Source organism: Colwellia sp. KU-HH00111 (assembly GCF_040362745.1).
In the GTDB taxonomy this organism is placed as follows: domain Bacteria; phylum Pseudomonadota; class Gammaproteobacteria; order Enterobacterales; family Alteromonadaceae; genus Colwellia.
Genome location: NZ_BAABWO010000004.1, coordinates 175633 through 191528, shown reverse-complemented (window position 1 = coordinate 191528; position 15896 = coordinate 175633). Strand labels below are relative to the sequence as shown.

General features: G+C 37.9%; 17 protein-coding genes. 6 read left to right on the top strand and 11 right to left on the bottom strand.

Annotation, left to right across the window (positions count from 1 at the left end; all coding sequences use genetic code 11):
- From ABXG98_RS09550 to bolA, 3 genes are all read right to left on the bottom strand, one after another.
- A complete protein-coding gene (locus tag ABXG98_RS09550; RefSeq protein ID WP_353538443.1) occupies positions 1-1338 on the bottom strand; it encodes a Na(+)-translocating NADH-quinone reductase subunit A in 1338 nt (445 codons plus the stop codon).
- A 445-nt stretch (positions 1339-1783) separates the two neighbouring features.
- A complete protein-coding gene (gene fabV, locus ABXG98_RS09545; RefSeq protein ID WP_353538442.1) occupies positions 1784-2974 on the bottom strand; it encodes an enoyl-ACP reductase FabV in 1191 nt (396 codons plus the stop codon).
- A gap of 183 nt (positions 2975-3157) precedes the next feature.
- On the bottom strand, positions 3158-3463 hold the full coding sequence (gene bolA, locus ABXG98_RS09540; protein ID WP_353538441.1) for a transcriptional regulator BolA: 306 nt from the start codon (positions 3461-3463) through the stop codon (positions 3158-3160).
- 196 nt (positions 3464-3659) lie between these two features.
- On the opposite strand from bolA, the gene ABXG98_RS09535 reads away from it, so the two are divergent.
- The 5 genes from ABXG98_RS09535 to ABXG98_RS09515 all read left to right on the top strand — a co-directional run bounded on the left by ABXG98_RS09535 (position 3660) and on the right by ABXG98_RS09515 (position 8043).
- Entirely contained in the window at positions 3660-4841 is a 1182-nt protein-coding gene (locus ABXG98_RS09535; protein ID WP_353538440.1) for a methyltransferase, read from the top strand.
- A gap of 39 nt (positions 4842-4880) precedes the next feature.
- Entirely contained in the window at positions 4881-5456 is a 576-nt protein-coding gene (locus ABXG98_RS09530; RefSeq protein WP_353538439.1) for a YajG family lipoprotein, read from the top strand.
- Between the two features lie 26 nt (positions 5457-5482).
- Complete coding sequence (locus tag ABXG98_RS09525; RefSeq protein ID WP_353538438.1) at positions 5483-6091, top strand: peptidylprolyl isomerase; 609 nt, start codon at positions 5483-5485, stop codon at positions 6089-6091.
- A 257-nt stretch (positions 6092-6348) separates the two neighbouring features.
- The gene (locus tag ABXG98_RS09520; protein ID WP_353538437.1) at positions 6349-6678 is read left to right on the top strand and encodes a hypothetical protein; all 330 of its coding nucleotides are present in this window, start codon (positions 6349-6351) and stop codon (positions 6676-6678) included.
- 81 nt (positions 6679-6759) lie between these two features.
- Complete coding sequence (locus ABXG98_RS09515; protein WP_353538436.1) at positions 6760-8043, top strand: AmpG family muropeptide MFS transporter; 1284 nt, start codon at positions 6760-6762, stop codon at positions 8041-8043.
- A 194-nt stretch (positions 8044-8237) separates the two neighbouring features.
- On the opposite strand, the gene ABXG98_RS09510 is transcribed toward ABXG98_RS09515, so the two are convergent.
- The 6 genes from ABXG98_RS09510 to argR form a co-directional block, all read right to left on the bottom strand.
- Positions 8238-9131, bottom strand: coding sequence for an ATP-grasp domain-containing protein (locus tag ABXG98_RS09510; RefSeq protein WP_353538435.1), 894 nt, complete (start codon positions 9129-9131; stop codon positions 8238-8240).
- A 200-nt stretch (positions 9132-9331) separates the two neighbouring features.
- Positions 9332-9712, bottom strand: a complete 381-nt coding sequence (locus ABXG98_RS09505; protein ID WP_353538434.1) for a YacL family protein — start codon at positions 9710-9712, stop codon at positions 9332-9334.
- Between the two features lie 88 nt (positions 9713-9800).
- Positions 9801-11102, bottom strand: a complete 1302-nt coding sequence (locus tag ABXG98_RS09500) for a hypothetical protein (protein WP_353538433.1) — start codon at positions 11100-11102, stop codon at positions 9801-9803.
- Positions 11099-11392, bottom strand: a complete 294-nt coding sequence (locus ABXG98_RS09495) for a DUF2249 domain-containing protein (protein WP_353538432.1) — start codon at positions 11390-11392, stop codon at positions 11099-11101. Before ABXG98_RS09495 ends, ABXG98_RS09500 begins: the two co-directional genes overlap by 4 nt.
- A gap of 53 nt (positions 11393-11445) precedes the next feature.
- Positions 11446-11886, bottom strand: coding sequence for a hemerythrin domain-containing protein (locus ABXG98_RS09490; protein ID WP_353538431.1), 441 nt, complete (start codon positions 11884-11886; stop codon positions 11446-11448).
- 213 nt (positions 11887-12099) lie between these two features.
- Positions 12100-12582, bottom strand: a complete 483-nt coding sequence (gene argR, locus ABXG98_RS09485; protein WP_353538430.1) for a transcriptional regulator ArgR — start codon at positions 12580-12582, stop codon at positions 12100-12102.
- Between the two features lie 191 nt (positions 12583-12773).
- On the opposite strand from argR, the gene ABXG98_RS09480 reads away from it, so the two are divergent.
- Entirely contained in the window at positions 12774-14957 is a 2184-nt protein-coding gene (locus ABXG98_RS09480; RefSeq protein WP_353538429.1) for a S46 family peptidase, read from the top strand.
- A gap of 99 nt (positions 14958-15056) precedes the next feature.
- On the opposite strand, the gene ABXG98_RS09475 is transcribed toward ABXG98_RS09480, so the two are convergent.
- Positions 15057-15296 (bottom strand): hypothetical protein, encoded by a 240-nt coding sequence (locus ABXG98_RS09475; protein WP_353538428.1) that lies wholly within the window; start codon positions 15294-15296, stop codon positions 15057-15059.
- A gap of 68 nt (positions 15297-15364) precedes the next feature.
- The gene (locus ABXG98_RS09470; protein ID WP_353538427.1) at positions 15365-15799 is read right to left on the bottom strand and encodes a hypothetical protein; all 435 of its coding nucleotides are present in this window, start codon (positions 15797-15799) and stop codon (positions 15365-15367) included.
- Between the last annotated feature and the right edge of the window lie 97 nt (positions 15800-15896).

Below are 15896 nucleotides of genomic sequence, written 5' to 3'. Positions count from 1 at the left end.
CTAACCTTCCTTCTCAATTGTGGTTAGGCAATCACGAAGGTATACGCCGTAATCTGTTTTGCCAGGGCAAACAAATGTACAAAGCGCTAAATCTTCTTCGTCTAGCTCTAGGACACCAAGTTGTTGTGCTGTGTCGGTATCACCGGCAACTAAATCACGCAATAACATGGTAGGTAAAATATCTAATGGCATAACACGTTCAAAGTTACCAATTGGCACCATAGCACGTTCACTACCATTGGTAGTGGTGGTCATATTGAATAGTTTCTTCGGGAAGAAATGAGACATATAAGCACGTGTTACTGAGAATTTATTTGGCCCTGGGTACATATAGCCAATAAATTCTTTTTCACGACCCTCAAGGATCAACGACACTTGCACGTGATAACGACCTAAATAAGCGTGAACTGCCTTGGCTGTCGAGCCCATTAATAATGAACCAGAAACCACACGTAATTCACCTTCGGTTGCTTCACCTTGGGTTAATTCAGCTGTGCTAGCACCTAATACGGTACGCACTAAACGCGGGTTCTTTGCTGCAGGGCCTGCAAGCGAAATAACACGCGTATTATCAAGTTCACCTGAGGTAAATAGTTTACCAAAAGCAATAACATCTTGATAACCTAAGTGCCAAACAAATTTATCCGCACTGGCAGGCTTTAAAAAGTGAATATGTGTACCCACTAAACCTGCAGGGTGTTTGCCGGCAAATTCGTTGACTTGTACAGTACTTGCTACAGGTATATTAGCTCCTGGTGCTTTACTGACGAAAACATCGCCGTCGGTTAATCGCGACAAAATGGTTAAACCATCTTTAAACGCTTGCGCTTGCTCACCAATAACTACTTCAGGGTTAGCCGCAAGAGGATTAGTATCCATAGCACTAACAAAAATAGCTGTTGGGATAGCGTCTACCGCTGGTATTTTGCTAAATGGGCGAGTTCTTAACGCAGTCCACAAACCTGACTCAACTAAGTTATTTACCACATTGACACGTGATAACGTCGCTAGTTCACTGGTAGGGTAACTGGTAAATGTGATTTGTTCATCGCCATCAATATCGATAACGACTGATTGCAAAACACGTTTTTCGCCACGGTTAATTTCTTTAACAACACCGGCAGCTTGAGCTGTGAATTTAACGCCTGGGTTCTTTTTATCGCTAAAAATCACCTGGCCTTTTTTAACACGATCACCCACTTTTACAAACATGGTTGGACGCATACCCACAAACTCTTCACCTAATGTTGCGACGGTTTTGATGGACGAACCATCATGGATTACCTGCTGTGGTGCCCCTTTTACAGGAACATCTAAGCCTTTTTTTATTGTAATCATAAACACTTGCACTACTTTTGATGGGAGTAAAAAATCAATGTTCTATCGTTACTTGATGGTTGATACAATCCAACCAACAGCAATTAAGTAATTGATTTCAGTGTATTTCAGTAAAGAGCTAATTATTTTTTATAAAATAAAAAGACCCACTGACTCTAAGTTAAAATTTTCTGGCGCGAATATTACCACAGATACCCTTTTTTATTCTACGGTCATAACAAATATTTCTTTACAATTTAGACCATAGTTGCATTTTTTGTACAAAAAACAACCACATTATTTTTTTTAGCAACTTTTTAGTGAAAATTTCGCTCCATCAAGGAGCATTTTTTATTTAACGCACCATTTTAATGCAGTAAAAGTTACCGGTTTTTTGCCTGTACTGAAACAAAAAAACCGATGACTAAGCATCGGTTTTTGTAAATAATTCTTATTAACTAAAACATTAGCTTAAGTTATTAATTTCAACTTCTGGGCTAACGTCAGCATCGTAATCAACGCCATCAACCCCAAAGCCAAATAGCTTTAAAAACTCGTTGTGATAGCCAACATAATCAGTCATCTCATCGATAGTATCAGTATCAACAGTATGCCAAATATCTGTCACTCTTTGCTGCACACTATCTTCAAGTTCTTTATAGTTTTGTCGAAAACGTCCTTGCTCATCAAGACGAGGACTTTCACTATAAATATTCTCTTTAAATAGGTTAGAAATCTGTTCGATACACCCCTCATAGGTACCGTCAGCTTTCATCACTTTAAACATGGCTGAAATATATAAAGGCATAATTGGAATCGCTGAGCTGGCTTGGGTCACTACCGCATTTAATGAAGTAACACGGGCTTGCCCATTAAGACTAGCAGTGACTGAATTGATCGCGGTAGCTGCACGGTCAAGATCTTCCTTTGCTTTACCGATAGTAGCATGACCATAAATTGGCCAGGTTAACTCTTTACCAATGTAGGTATAAGCAACCGTTTTAACTCCTTGAGCTAAGACGTCAGCATCTTTTAGGGCATTTAACCATAACTCCCAATCAGCACCACCCATCACATCAATAGTGCCTTGAATTTCATCCTCATTCGCCGCTTCTACCGACACAGAGTCAATAATGCGTTTTGAGGTATTCAAGTTTTTGGTAGTAACACTTTTACCAATAGGTTTTAATGTTGAAGCATACACTTCACCAGTATCAGGATCAGTTCTACGAGGCGAAGCCAGCGAGTATACAACTAAATCAATTTTACCCATATCGGCTTTAATCGCTTCAATGGCTTGTGCCTTAATTGCGTGAGAGAATGCATCACCATTAATATTCTTAGAATAAATACCGGCTTCATCAGCCGCCTTTTGAAATGCCGCTGTATTGTACCAACCAGCTGAAGCCGTCTTCTTCTCTGTTGGTGGCTTTTCAAAGAAAATACCAAGGGTCTTCGCTTGATGACCAAATGCTGCTGTAATACGTGATGCTAAACCATAGCCAGTAGAGGCACCTATAACAAGAACATTTTTCGGCCCCTTGTCACCGTATGCTTGACTTTTCACATAAGCAATTTGCTCATTCACATGAGCTTCACATCCTGCTGGGTGTGCATTAGTACAAATAAAACCGCGAATTTTTGGTTTGATAACCATAAGAAAACCTTTTTAAATTGTTTTTATAAAGAATAACTTTTTATGTGCCGCCATTGTACCTTGCAATCAAATTAAAGAGGTACTACCAGACGGATAATAACGAGAATAAAAGTAACAAAGTATTTATCTCGTTGATAAAGAGCCTCGAAACTTATTTATTTAAGACTTGCAATTTGTAGTGACTTATCCACCCATACAATTGGGTGATAATGGTGCATTGCCAGCAATGTTTTGCCACTCATCTTCAGTGTAAGTATGTAACGCTAACGCATGTACTGTTCCCGCTAATTCTTCAGACAATACTGAATTAACAGCACGGTGGCGTTTAATTAATCGCTCGCCGTCAAATCGGTTAGAAACCAGAGTCACTTTAAAGTGTGATTCGCTATTGGGCGGCACATTATGATTGTTGCTTTCATTAACAACTTCTAAATGTAAAGGGGAAAAAGCAGCACGTAATTTTTCTTCAATGGTTGAGGCTATAAGCATTATCTTTCTCGGTATAATATGAACTACTGTTGAATTTCGCTAGTTTAGCCTTATCTTACCGTTATGAAAAGCCACAATCAGCTAAGTTATTCAATAAAGCAGCGTAATCTCTAGCAACAAAAACACACACGTTAACAATCAATTTATGTCACAATAGCCTATCTTTAGCCATTATTTATTATATCTACCTTTACTTATGTTAAGTCCGTTTTCTGTTAATGATAAACAATTAATTCTGTCTCGATTTCCGTTAGCACAAGTTAATCGCAGCCTACAAGCATGGGATTCAGCAGACGAATACTTGCTTAATCATTGCCAGGCGCAACAATTAATTGCCCCGAATAGTCGAGTGGTTATTTTTAATGATGCTTTCGGTGCATTGACCACACACTTTTGTCAGTTTGAGCATGACGATAGCGCCGACAACAATAAAATTGATGTTTATTGTGTTAATGATTCTTATGTTAGCTGTCAGGGCATTGCTCACAATATCAAACAAAATCAGTTAACCAATGAAAATTTAACCCAGTTATATTGTTTAGATGAATTGCCTAAAAATATTGACCTTATTTTATTCAAGATCCCAAAAAATAAAGCCTTATTAATTGAGCAGCTGATCAAAATTAAAAATACTGTCAGTGAAAAAACAGTTTTTATTGCCGCAGATCGCGCTAAAGACATTCATAGCTCAACTCTGAAATTATTTGAAAAATACTTAGGTACAACCACCACCTCGCTTGCGGTTAAAAAGGCACGATTAGTGTTTTGTCAGTTAGATCAACCCCAATCTTTTACTTCTCCTTTTCCCACCGTTTGGACATTACCTAACACCGCCTTAAAACGCGATTTTACAATCAGCAATCATGCCAATGTATATTCAAGAGAAAAATTAGATATTGGTGCACGGTATTTTATTGAAAACCTACCTGAAGTAGCAAAAAACAGTAAAGTGATTGATTTAGGTTGTGGTAATGGTGTCATTGGTTTAACTATTTTAGCAAGCCAACCAACAGCAAGTATTCAGTTTGTGGATGAATCACAGATGGCCATAAGCTCTGCCAAATGTAATGTTGAAACCAATTTGCCCGAGTTAAGGTCGCAGTGCCAGTTCCACCTAAATGATTGTTTAACAGAGGTTGAAAGTAATAGTGTAGATTTAATTTTATGTAACCCGCCCTTTCATCAGCAAGCGGCAACCACAGATCACATTGCTTGGCAAATGTTTAAAGATAGCCATAGAGTTTTGAAAAAAGGGGGAGAGCTACGCATTATTGGTAACCGACAGCTTGCGTACCATATAAAATTAAAACGTATTTTTGGTAACGAAACACTTATTGCCAGTAACAACAAGTTTGTCACCCAGTCGGCCATTAAATAACGATGTAATCTTAAAACGATGACTAAACGAGCATTTATTATGATAAGAAAATCACTTTTTATTAAGCTTTACTCCGCCATGCTAGTGTTAGCTATCACCAGCTGTGCGTCTTTACCAAGCCATGTGATCATTGCCCCAGACATAACTGCCAGCTCAGCCATCAATCATCACAACAAGCTGGCACAACTTAATGTGGTTGATATGCGCACCGCTAATCATATCGTGCAAATTGTACGAGAAGGTGATGCTGCCATTATTTTATCTGCTCAACAGCGGCTTGAAGATACCCTCAGCGAAAGCTTAACTCAGCAGTGGCTTAAACAGGGGTTAACCTTTGATGCAAATGCCAGTAATCAAATTAGTATTGCGATAGAGCAGGCACTTATTCGTGTAAATCAAGAAACCTTTAAATATCAAGCTCAAACTCATATAATCCTCAAGGTCACCCTCAACAATGGTGAAGAAACGCTCACTACCACCTTCAAAAATAGCGGAAATAGTAACGGCCCTCTGCAAGCAGATATTGCCGTGTTAGAGCGTAATTTTAATCAACGTTTAACTAACGTATTACAACAAATATTGATGAATGAACAACTAAACCACTTTTTTAAATAGCCGCTTTGCCACTAGAGATTGACCTAATGAAAAACTTATCCTACTACTTTACTCTATGCCTACTTTTGTTCAATGCCTGTTTGTTTAGCAGCGCCAGTGTAGCAAAAAATATCGCCATCGATCCCACTAACATTTATCCCAAAGTAAAATTAGAAACCTCTCTTGGGATTATTATTGTTGAGCTTGATCGGGTCAAAGCGCCGATCACCGTTGATAATTTTTTAACTTATGTAGTAAGTGGTGAATATAACAACACCGTTTTTCACCGTATAGTGGAAGATTTTATTGTCCAAGGTGGTGGGTATGACGCTGACTTTGTCCCCAAAAAAATACTTGGTGACATCATTAATGAATCGGGAAATGGGTTAAAAAATGAAATTGGTACTATTGCTATGGCCAAAGAAAGCCGCCCCCATACAGCTAACCGACAGTTCTTTTTTAACATCAACGACAACAGCAATTTAGACCCAGGAAGAAGATGGGGTTACGCGGTTTTTGGTGCCATTGTTGAAGGTGAGGAAGTGCTTGAAGCCATGGCAAAAACAAAAACAGATTATAATGATACTTTAGGGTGGGAAAATGTGCCTTTAACACCGGTAATGTTAATAAAAGCATCTTTATTACCGGCCGAATAAAATGCTAAATAAGATCATCAACTAATGTTTCTATTACCATAAAACCTACTTTTTATTACAAAAAAACTCAGTTTTTTTTGACAAAATCACAATTATCAACGATAACTAAGTTAGACGCTAATCGTTGTAGCTAGTAGCTTGAAGTTTACTTTTGTTAAAAAATCTTACCAAAAAATAACGTGTCTCACTTCGCTATCGGTTTATTAAATTTATCTAAAACATGTTGGAAAGCTACTTACGCGTCCTAAGGGTTATTGATGATAATCGAGCGGTTTATCACTGAAAAAATATCGCAAATGTGTGCCTACGTAAGTGCGGTTATTAATAATAACTTGCATTACACCGAGCTAGATCAATTCATTATCGAAACTATGGAAGAATGGGCCTCATTAAATGTAACTGATGAAACACCCAGTAGTGCTCAAGAACGGGTTTTTTGGCACCTGATACATGAAGTCAGTTTACATGGCGGACAAGCATTGCAACAAAACCTTTTCTTCAAAAGTGAAATAAGCACCTGCCTTGATTTCTTTAACGGTATTGGTAGCTACCCTATTGATTGTATTGGTTGGCGACCAATTCCTTAATATTGCTTATTTCTCTTCTGCTTATCACAACTCTCTGATAAGCTGGAATTTATAAACTAATTTTCATAAAGTAAGCTGTTCATGCCCACCTCTTCGTTTAAACAAGCCATTCTAAACAAGCGTATGCTAATTTGTATTTTTACTGGTTTTAGCTCTGGTTTGCCTTTATTTGTCCTTTATCAATTGGTTCCTGGCTGGCTTAGAGATCAAGGCGTCAGCTTAGCTGAAATAGGGTTGTTTTCTTTAATTGGTATTCCCTATGTATGGAAATTTTTATGGTCTCCTTTAATTGATAGATACTCGTTAGGGGGCTTAGGTCGAAGGCGCAGTTGGATGTTAGCTACACAAATGCTTTTATTATTATCTATTGCCGCTTTTGGTTATGTAAATCCAGTCGCTAATATCTGGTCAGTTGCTTACTTAGCAGCAGCCGTTGCTTTTTTTAGTGCTAGCCAAGATGTGGTGCTTGATGCTTATCGCCGCGAATTATTACCCGATAATGAATTAGGGTTAGGCAACTCTATTCATGTACAAGCCTATCGTTTATCGGGCTTAGTCCCTGGATCACTCGCATTTATTTTGGCTGATCATATTAGTTGGCAAGCAGTTTTTATGGTCGTTGCCGCCTTCATGATACTTGGAGTGATACTAACCTTATCTATTAAGGAATTAGATACTGAGCACAATGCTCCTAAATCATTACAAGCAGCAATAATACTTCCCTTTAAAGACTTTATTCACAGTAACGGCTTAAAACCAGCTTGTTATACTTTAGCATTTCTAGTGTTATATAAATTAGGAGATAATATGGCCACTGCGCTACAAACCCCTTTTTTTATTGACCTTGGTTTCACTAAAACAGAAATTGGCGTTATTGCTAAAACCGCTTCTTTAATTGCTATGACTATAGGGATAATTGTTGGCGGGATAGTGATGATTAAGCTCAGCATTAACCGAGCCTTATGGTTATTTGGTTTTGTGCAAATCGCCAGTATTTTAGGCTTTGCTGCCCTTGCTGAAATTGGTCATAATAACTATGCTTTAGCCATAGCGATGGGCTTTGAATACTTAGGTGTTGGCTTGGGAACAGCCGCATTTACCGCATTTATTGCCAGAACAACTAACCCAGCATTTGCTGCAACACAAATTGCGCTTTTTACCGCTCTGGCGGTGTTACCAAGAACTTTTGCTAACGCTACAACCGGTTTTATAGTTGAACAAATAGGTTGGACACAATTTTACTTTTTATGTACCGCACTGGCCGTTCCAGGAATGTTAATGCTATTTAAAGTGGCTCCATGGCATGAGAACAATCAAGATAAACCGTTTGAATTTAATTCAACTAACCCTGAATCAACAAAATAAGCAGGATTTCCAATGATCAAACTATTCTTTTTGCTACCAATTATCATGTGTACCATTTGGTGGTGGTATCTCAATAATCATGGTTATAGTGTTAAAGAGGGTCTCAAAGGTTTTATCTATATTTTATCGTTTAATACCGTGATCATACTCTTTTTTGTCGCCATGATTTATGTCACCAACTAAGGCATAGCTAACTATGTTTCCATACGTTTAACAAATGCAGTAGCAAAACGACCCGCCGCGTCGGCATCCATATTAAAATACAGTGAAGGCTCAATTAATTCCGCTTCCATTAAAGCAAAGGGTTGTTCACTGCTATCATCAGCAACACGCACAAAATCAACGCGCGCATATAATGGCATTTCACCGGTTAATGCTGTGATTGCAGCTAGAGTACTCTCACCTTGAATAACAAGTTTCTTTTCTGGGGTAATTGTTTTCAGGCGCCCACCATGCTCTTCCTGTACTCTAAAGTCATCTGCCTTAGGTGTCTTTAAAATCGCATGACTGTAGTCACCATTAAAATAAAATAATGAGAATTCACCTTCTTCGATAACACTTTCGATGAAGGGTTGTACCATGAACTCGCTATCAGAAAAAACCGACTCTAGTGCAGTGATTGAGTTTTCAGCAGTCGCTTGTTTCAACCAAAAAGTATTATCAGCATTAGCACTTATCCTTGGTTTTACTACCAGCTGTTGGCAGTTAAAATGTGAGAAAAATGATTGCAAATGTTGCGCAGAAAATTTGGATTGCCATAAGGTAGGCACAATATTCACGTGATGCTCAGCTAATGATTTCAAATAGATTTTATCGATATTCCAACGTACCGTATTTAACGAATTTTGCAGTAAAGCACTAGAGCTATCAATATCCTCAAGTACAGAGATGAAGGCACTTGCGTCTTCTTGGTAATCCCATGGGCTGCGAATAATCACCGCATCGAACTGCTGCCAATCGACATGGTTATCTCGCCATGGAACCAACTTAGTCAGCCAACCTAACTGTGCAAGCGGCTCATCGAGTAAAACATCATAACATTCAAAATCAGACAAATTGTCCATAGTTAAAATAGCACACTGCTTCATTTCAGCCCTTAAAGATATACTGTATAAAATAGTGATATTAGCAAAATAATCCGCTGTATTTAAGGTTTTTATAACAAAAATGGGTTTTAAGTCGGGTTCGCGCTTTATAAATGACCAAGGCTGGGCGGATATGACGAGATAACTAAGATAAGCAAGATAAGCAACATAACTAGGATAACTAGGATAACATTGGGTAAAAATTATAAGTTATGAGTGAATTTTGACCATGAAAGCAGTAATTGCCTAAAGTCATCAATGCCGCAGGCAGCATTTTCATTTTGATCAATATGAATATGATCATCAGTTAACATTTCAGATAATGGCTCAGCACCATTTAAACCAGCATTGGTTTGTATTTCAACATCTCCATCGCTAATAGCTACCGAATATTCATGACCCGTTATCACCACCTCATTTTGGTGGCCTTTCTCAACATTATCGATGGCAACTAACAGCTGCTTCAACTTTTCACTATCATGACCTAGCTCGACTTCAAGCCAAGGACCTAACACTTCATGTTCTAAAGAAAAGCGAGCGCGAGCTTCACCAGTAATTGCATCATGTATAAATTCATATTCCATACTAAGGCTACTTTTATTGTTTCTTACCTACAGTAATTGTAGCAAAAAATAGCGCTTTAAACGTCTAAAATAGGGAATAAGCTGCAAGTTATTCATTAGCCAATGAATTAATTTTAGCAAGAGTAGCGTAATAAAGAGCGGTTGTGGTTTTCATTAGCCTTAACAGCCATGTAAATTCAATAAATAAGACGAAAGCAAGTAACCAATACATGCTAGGTAAGAGAATGGTTACAAGTAAAGTCCCCCCTGAAAGCAAGTGCAAATAGAATAACCACTGCCCCTGTTTTTTATTCAAAAAATCATGCATGTTAGGTAAATATTGCATGGCTAAAAAGTTACTAACACAACGCTGCTGAAGGTGAGTAAAACTTAAAAATGGTAATATTTTTAATAGCATTCCTTGGATAACAGCGACTAAATACCAGTAAAGATAAAGTGCTGCAATTAATATCACCTTCTTTTGTGCTAAATTGTCAGGTAAATATTGCTCTGGCATAAAATAAAAGACATTAATAACTAATAACGTCACTGCTGATGCCTGCCAGTACCAAATACTAGTATCAGCAATTTTTCGTTTGCGTTTTGCGATAACCCACAACAAGCTGACGGCAAATATTCCATGTATTGCCACAATAAAGGTCATCAATAGCTTAGGCTGAATAGCATAAAGCACCAGTAACACAAACAAAGCAGCAGGTAAAAACTGACTGATTCGTTTTGGAAAAGATGGTGCCACATGAAACATAGGAATGACTTGAAAACTAACCGAGATGATTAATAAACTCACCCATCCCACCAAACCTAAAATAGCATGATTATTGGTGATTGCCTTCCCCGAAAGTGCCGCAGGTAAAAATGATATGTCTATTGTGATTGGCAAGGCTTGACCGAGCATTAACACGCCAAGTAGCAGTACAATAAATAAAGCAGCAATCGATAACCGAAAACCTATAATAGTATCTCCTTGGCTAAGTTTTTTAACCAATACCAAGGTCAATGCAACAATATACACACCTAGACCGCTAGCTAGTAACAACATGGTCAGCGCGGTTAATAGCACGCTAGGCCAGAGAAAATTTGCCATTAACCCTAGTGTACCCATAACCATTGCGCTATAACACACAGCAACGATTAACCGTGGTTTAGCAATACCAACGCCACCAACTACAGGTAATAATTGCAATAAAGCCCCCATCATCACCATGGTCATAAATCCCAAAGTGAAACCATGAGTTAGTGCTAACATACTTGGTTGCCAACGGCTTAGCCATAATGATTCACCGGTTAACAAGATCAAGACGGCACACAAGATAACAAAAACTGGTGCGGTGAAAAAAAATCGAAACGGTAAGTCTATGGGAGGTAAAGCGTTAAAGGACAAGCCATTCATTTATTAAGGCCTTCGCTTGATACCAAATTAACTAAATTTTGTTCAAAAGCTTGCTGATCACAATGATGAAAAATATACAAACTAATATGATCAAGGCCATGCTCAATACAGTGATATGAAAAACCTGCTTCTTTAAGTTTCACATACAGCGGAAAAGGCTGTCGCCGGTGCTTAATGACTAAGCATTGGGATTGGGTAAGCGTGGCTAAATGCGTTAATATCACCGTCATAGGCTCGGGTGGCGCTAACGCACTTACGTCTATATTAATAAACTGTAAATTTGAGTTCATGATTCTTATTGAACGTTATACATCGATAATCTGGCTTAGGTATTATCAAGTAATTAAATGACTGAACTTGCTTTAAATGATTCAATGATTTGCTCGCCCTCGGCAATATTTTGTTCCATCATAGGATAAAGCATCATTTCTTCTTTCATATTATGTTGCTGCATAGTCACCATTAAGGTTTCAGATAAACCTAAATATTCATCTTTTTGTTTAGCCGCTAATGCGTTATCCAAGTCTTGAACAATAGCACGCATTTGTTGATGTTCCATACGCATAACTTGTGTGGGACCAGCGGTCATACCTGTTGCTTGTTCAAACTTAGGAAATAACACCTCTTCTTCTTGATTAAAGTGCTTAGTTAGCTCTGAAGCAAAACCTTGCCACTTAGTCAAAGCCAAAGGCCAATCCTGTTTTGCAACAGCAGCTTCTGCTTCACTAAACAGTTCGTCACACTCACGATGCATATGGGTCATAAATTCAGGAATAGAGGTCATAGAAAATCCAATCGAAAAGTAGTTTGCAATAAACCTATTGGCACATTGCGTGAATAATTGAATTTTAACTGATAATGCAATAAATGCTTTGACCTGTATTAACAAAATAAAAAAAATCACAAAGGATTAGGATATATATTAAAGCGATAGCACTAACTCATAAGCGAAAACATAACCTGACTAATTAATACGGGTAGTTCTAACTGACTGTTCTTACTGACTGCTCTTAACGCCTAATAACTCACGAATAGAGTGGCATATTTCTTCAATACGTTCGACTTCTGCCGGAGCAATAAAAATAGTATCGTCGCCAGCAAGCGTACCTAAAATACCTGCCGACTCACCCATACTGTCAAGCATTCTTGATATCAATGGCGCACCACCAATACCGGTTTTTAAAATGATTTGCATACCATTATGCTTAACACTTAACACCACAGATTCTATTGAATTTTTTGACTTAGGTACCGCAAGCTCATCAGGTAAAATGTAGATCATTTCGTTATTAGCATTACGGGTCTTCACCGCACCTAATTTAGATAACAAACGCGATATTTTAGCTTGCGACATATTGTCAAAGCCCTGTTCAGATAATGCTAGAGCTAACTGTCCTTGCGAACCGTAACACTGATCTTTTAGTAATTGTCTGAACGCATGCACCAAGTTCGATTCGTTTTGTTTTCTAAGTGTGGTCATTTTAAGGCAGTCTCAAAATAAGTTAAGTACAAAAATATTGACACTATTCTACACTATTTAACGCCAATTAGCATAGCTTGCTTGACTGTACATAAAGACTAGATCAAACTGTTTTAGTAAAATAAATAATAACATAGTAGTAACATTTAAATAACAAACTGACTTCTACTAAATTACCGAGAATTTCCACTATGAAAAAAATAGCATTATCCTTACTTTCTAGCGTCTTATTTTTAGGTGCTAACACAGTGAGTGCAGATGAAGGTATGTGGCAACCTAATCAATTACCGACCATTGCCAAACAATTAACCAAAGCCGGACTTAAACTTAACCCAGAAGATTTAACCAACTTAACTGGCTTTCCAATGGGTGCTATCGTAAGTTTAGGCGGTTGTACTGCTTCTTTTGTCTCAGATCAAGGCTTAGTGGCCACAAACCATCATTGTGTTTATGGCTCTGTTCAATACAACTCTACGGCAGAAAACAACTTACTTAAAAATGGTTTTTTAGCAAAGTCATTTAAAGAAGAATTACCGGCAACTCCAGGTAGCCGGATTTATGTGACCGAAGAAATTAACGAGGTAACACAATTAATCAATGCCAGCTTAACAGACACCATGTCAGGAAGTGAACGTTATAAAGCCATTGATAAAAACTCTAAATCTTTAGTCGCTGAATGTGAAAATGATGATAGATACCGCTGTAGCGTGGTAAATTTTCATGGCGGCCTAGAGTACTATTTATTTAAACAACTCACCATTCGTGATGTGCGTTTAGTGCATGCACCAGCCAGTAGTATTGGTAAATACGGCGGCGATATTGATAACTGGATGTGGCCACGTCACACGGGTGATTATGGATTTTACCGTGCTTATGTAGGTAAAGATGGACAACCTGCTGATTACAGCGAAGATAATGTACCTTATCAACCAAAGCATCACTTAAAAGTGAATAAAAGCAGTGTTGATGAAGGTGACTATATTATGGTGCTAGGTTACCCAGGTAGAACCAATCGCTACCGCACCGCGTATGAAGTTGAAAACCAATTTACTTGGGTGTACCCGCAAGCAAAAGCTTACCGCGAAGAAATAATTGAGCTAATACATCAGCACTCTGAAGAAGGTAGCGAAGCACGCATTAAATATGAAAGTACCCTAGCCGGTTTAGCCAATTATGCTAAAAATTACGGTTCGATGATTCATAGTTATAACAAAGGCAGTTTTTATACGCGTAAACAAGCGCTAGAACAAAACTTAACTGCCTGGTTAAACGCTGATAGCAAGCGCAAAGCTCAATATGGTGATTCACTAACTGGATTGAACGAACTACTAAAATCGGACAACAAGCAACAAGCCCGTGATTTAATTTTAGGATACCTTCGTTATAGCAAAATGTTAACAACAGCCAATAATTTATATCGATTAGCTATTGAGAACGAAAAACCAAATATTGAACGCGAACGTGGTTACCAAGAGCGAGATATTGCTCGATTTGAACAAGCAATGAAAGCCGTTAACCGCCGTTATGATGCTAATATAGATCAAGAAATCATTGTGGCTATGCTAAGCCACTATATCGCATTACCAAAATCAGATCGCTTGAGTTCAATTGACAAGTTCTTTGGTTTGAAAAATGTTTCTGCGGCAAACTTCAATGAAAAGAAATTACGCAAAAAACTATCGCGTATGTATAAAAAAACTAAGCTTGATAATCAAGAGCAACGTTTAGCTTTGATGAAAAAAACCGTAAGCGATTTTGAAAAAAGTAAAGACCCGTTTATCAAATTAGCGGTTGCCAGTTTTGAGCAACGTAAAGCAATTGAAGATAAATCAAAAGAATTAGCAGGGGATATACAAGCCTACCGTCCTAAGTACATGGCTGCGCTTATTGCATATTTTAAAGATAACAATATGCCCGTCTATGCCGATGCTAACAGTACTCTGCGTATTACTTACGGTAATGTGAAAGGTTACTCACCACAAGATGGCTTAACAGCAACCCCTTACACTACCTTAGAAGGCATTGTAGCTAAGGACACAGGCGTAGCTCCGTTTGATGCACCAAAGAAACAATTGGATTTAATCAATAGTAAACACTATGGTGAGTATGCCAAAAAAGCGATTGGCTCGGTTCCAGTTAATTACCTTGGCACCTTAGATATTACCGGTGGTAATTCAGGCTCACCAACACTAAACGACAAAGCTGAATTTGTTGGTTTAGTGTTTGATGGTGTTTATGAAAGTATAATTGGCGATTGGGATTATGACACTAAATTGAATCGTTCAATTCACGTTGATATTCGTTATATGCTTTGGGTAATGGAGCATGTAGATGGGGCAACTAATTTAATTGAAGAAATGGATATTGTCGAATAAGTATTGCTTCTAACGTCAAGTTTACAATATAAAAAATCCGGCAAATGCCGGATTTTTTTTGACCGCTGTATGACTCCACTCCTGCTATTTAACAGCTAATTATTCTTTTGATTTATCCGTCACATCACCCTGGGGTTGCTTTCTTTGTTGTTTTGCAACCACCACGGTTTCAACCGTTCTTTCGACAAAAGGATCGGGACTAAACATTTGCACAAAGATACCAAAAGCAACAGCAATTCCGCGCCGTTTTTTAGCAAAATTAATTAATACTTTCGCCACTAACGCAAACACAATAAACACAAGCCAAGGGGCTAGTACGATATATAAAGCATTTTCCATTTTAAATTCTCTCAAAAAATTGAAATGTTCCCTCTATTGTTGAAGGACACAAATTGTGTTCAATTAAATTAAGAAATGATCAATGCTATTTTTTGTCGTGCTGCTTGATAAGCCTTCTGACTATGAAAGCTAGAATTTTGTTGTGCTTGAAATGCACTTAAAACAGAGTTTTGTTGTTGATAATAATGTTGATACGCTGCATTTTCACAACGGTCAAATGATATTAAACAATCACTGTTAATGAGCTGGCTCAGCTGCTGAAAAACACTTTCAAACTGAGACGAAGATTGGTTTTGGAGTAATTCTATGAGCTGAATGTGAGTGTTGTGTTTAACTTCACTTTCATTTGCGTTAATCACAAACGCATCAACAGATAGCGTTTGTTGTTCAGCGCTATCAACAGCCAAAGAAGAAGGCGTATGACTGCCATTAAAGAATAATGGAATAGCTGCAACTGTTTGTGCTGATACCACAGAACAAATAATAATTAAAAATTTTATCAAAAGCTGTTGCAAGCTATCCCTCTTACCTTGTTAACATTACCTCTATAAATAACATAGGGATGAGTAGCGTTAATTCAAGTAACCTAACTGATATTTT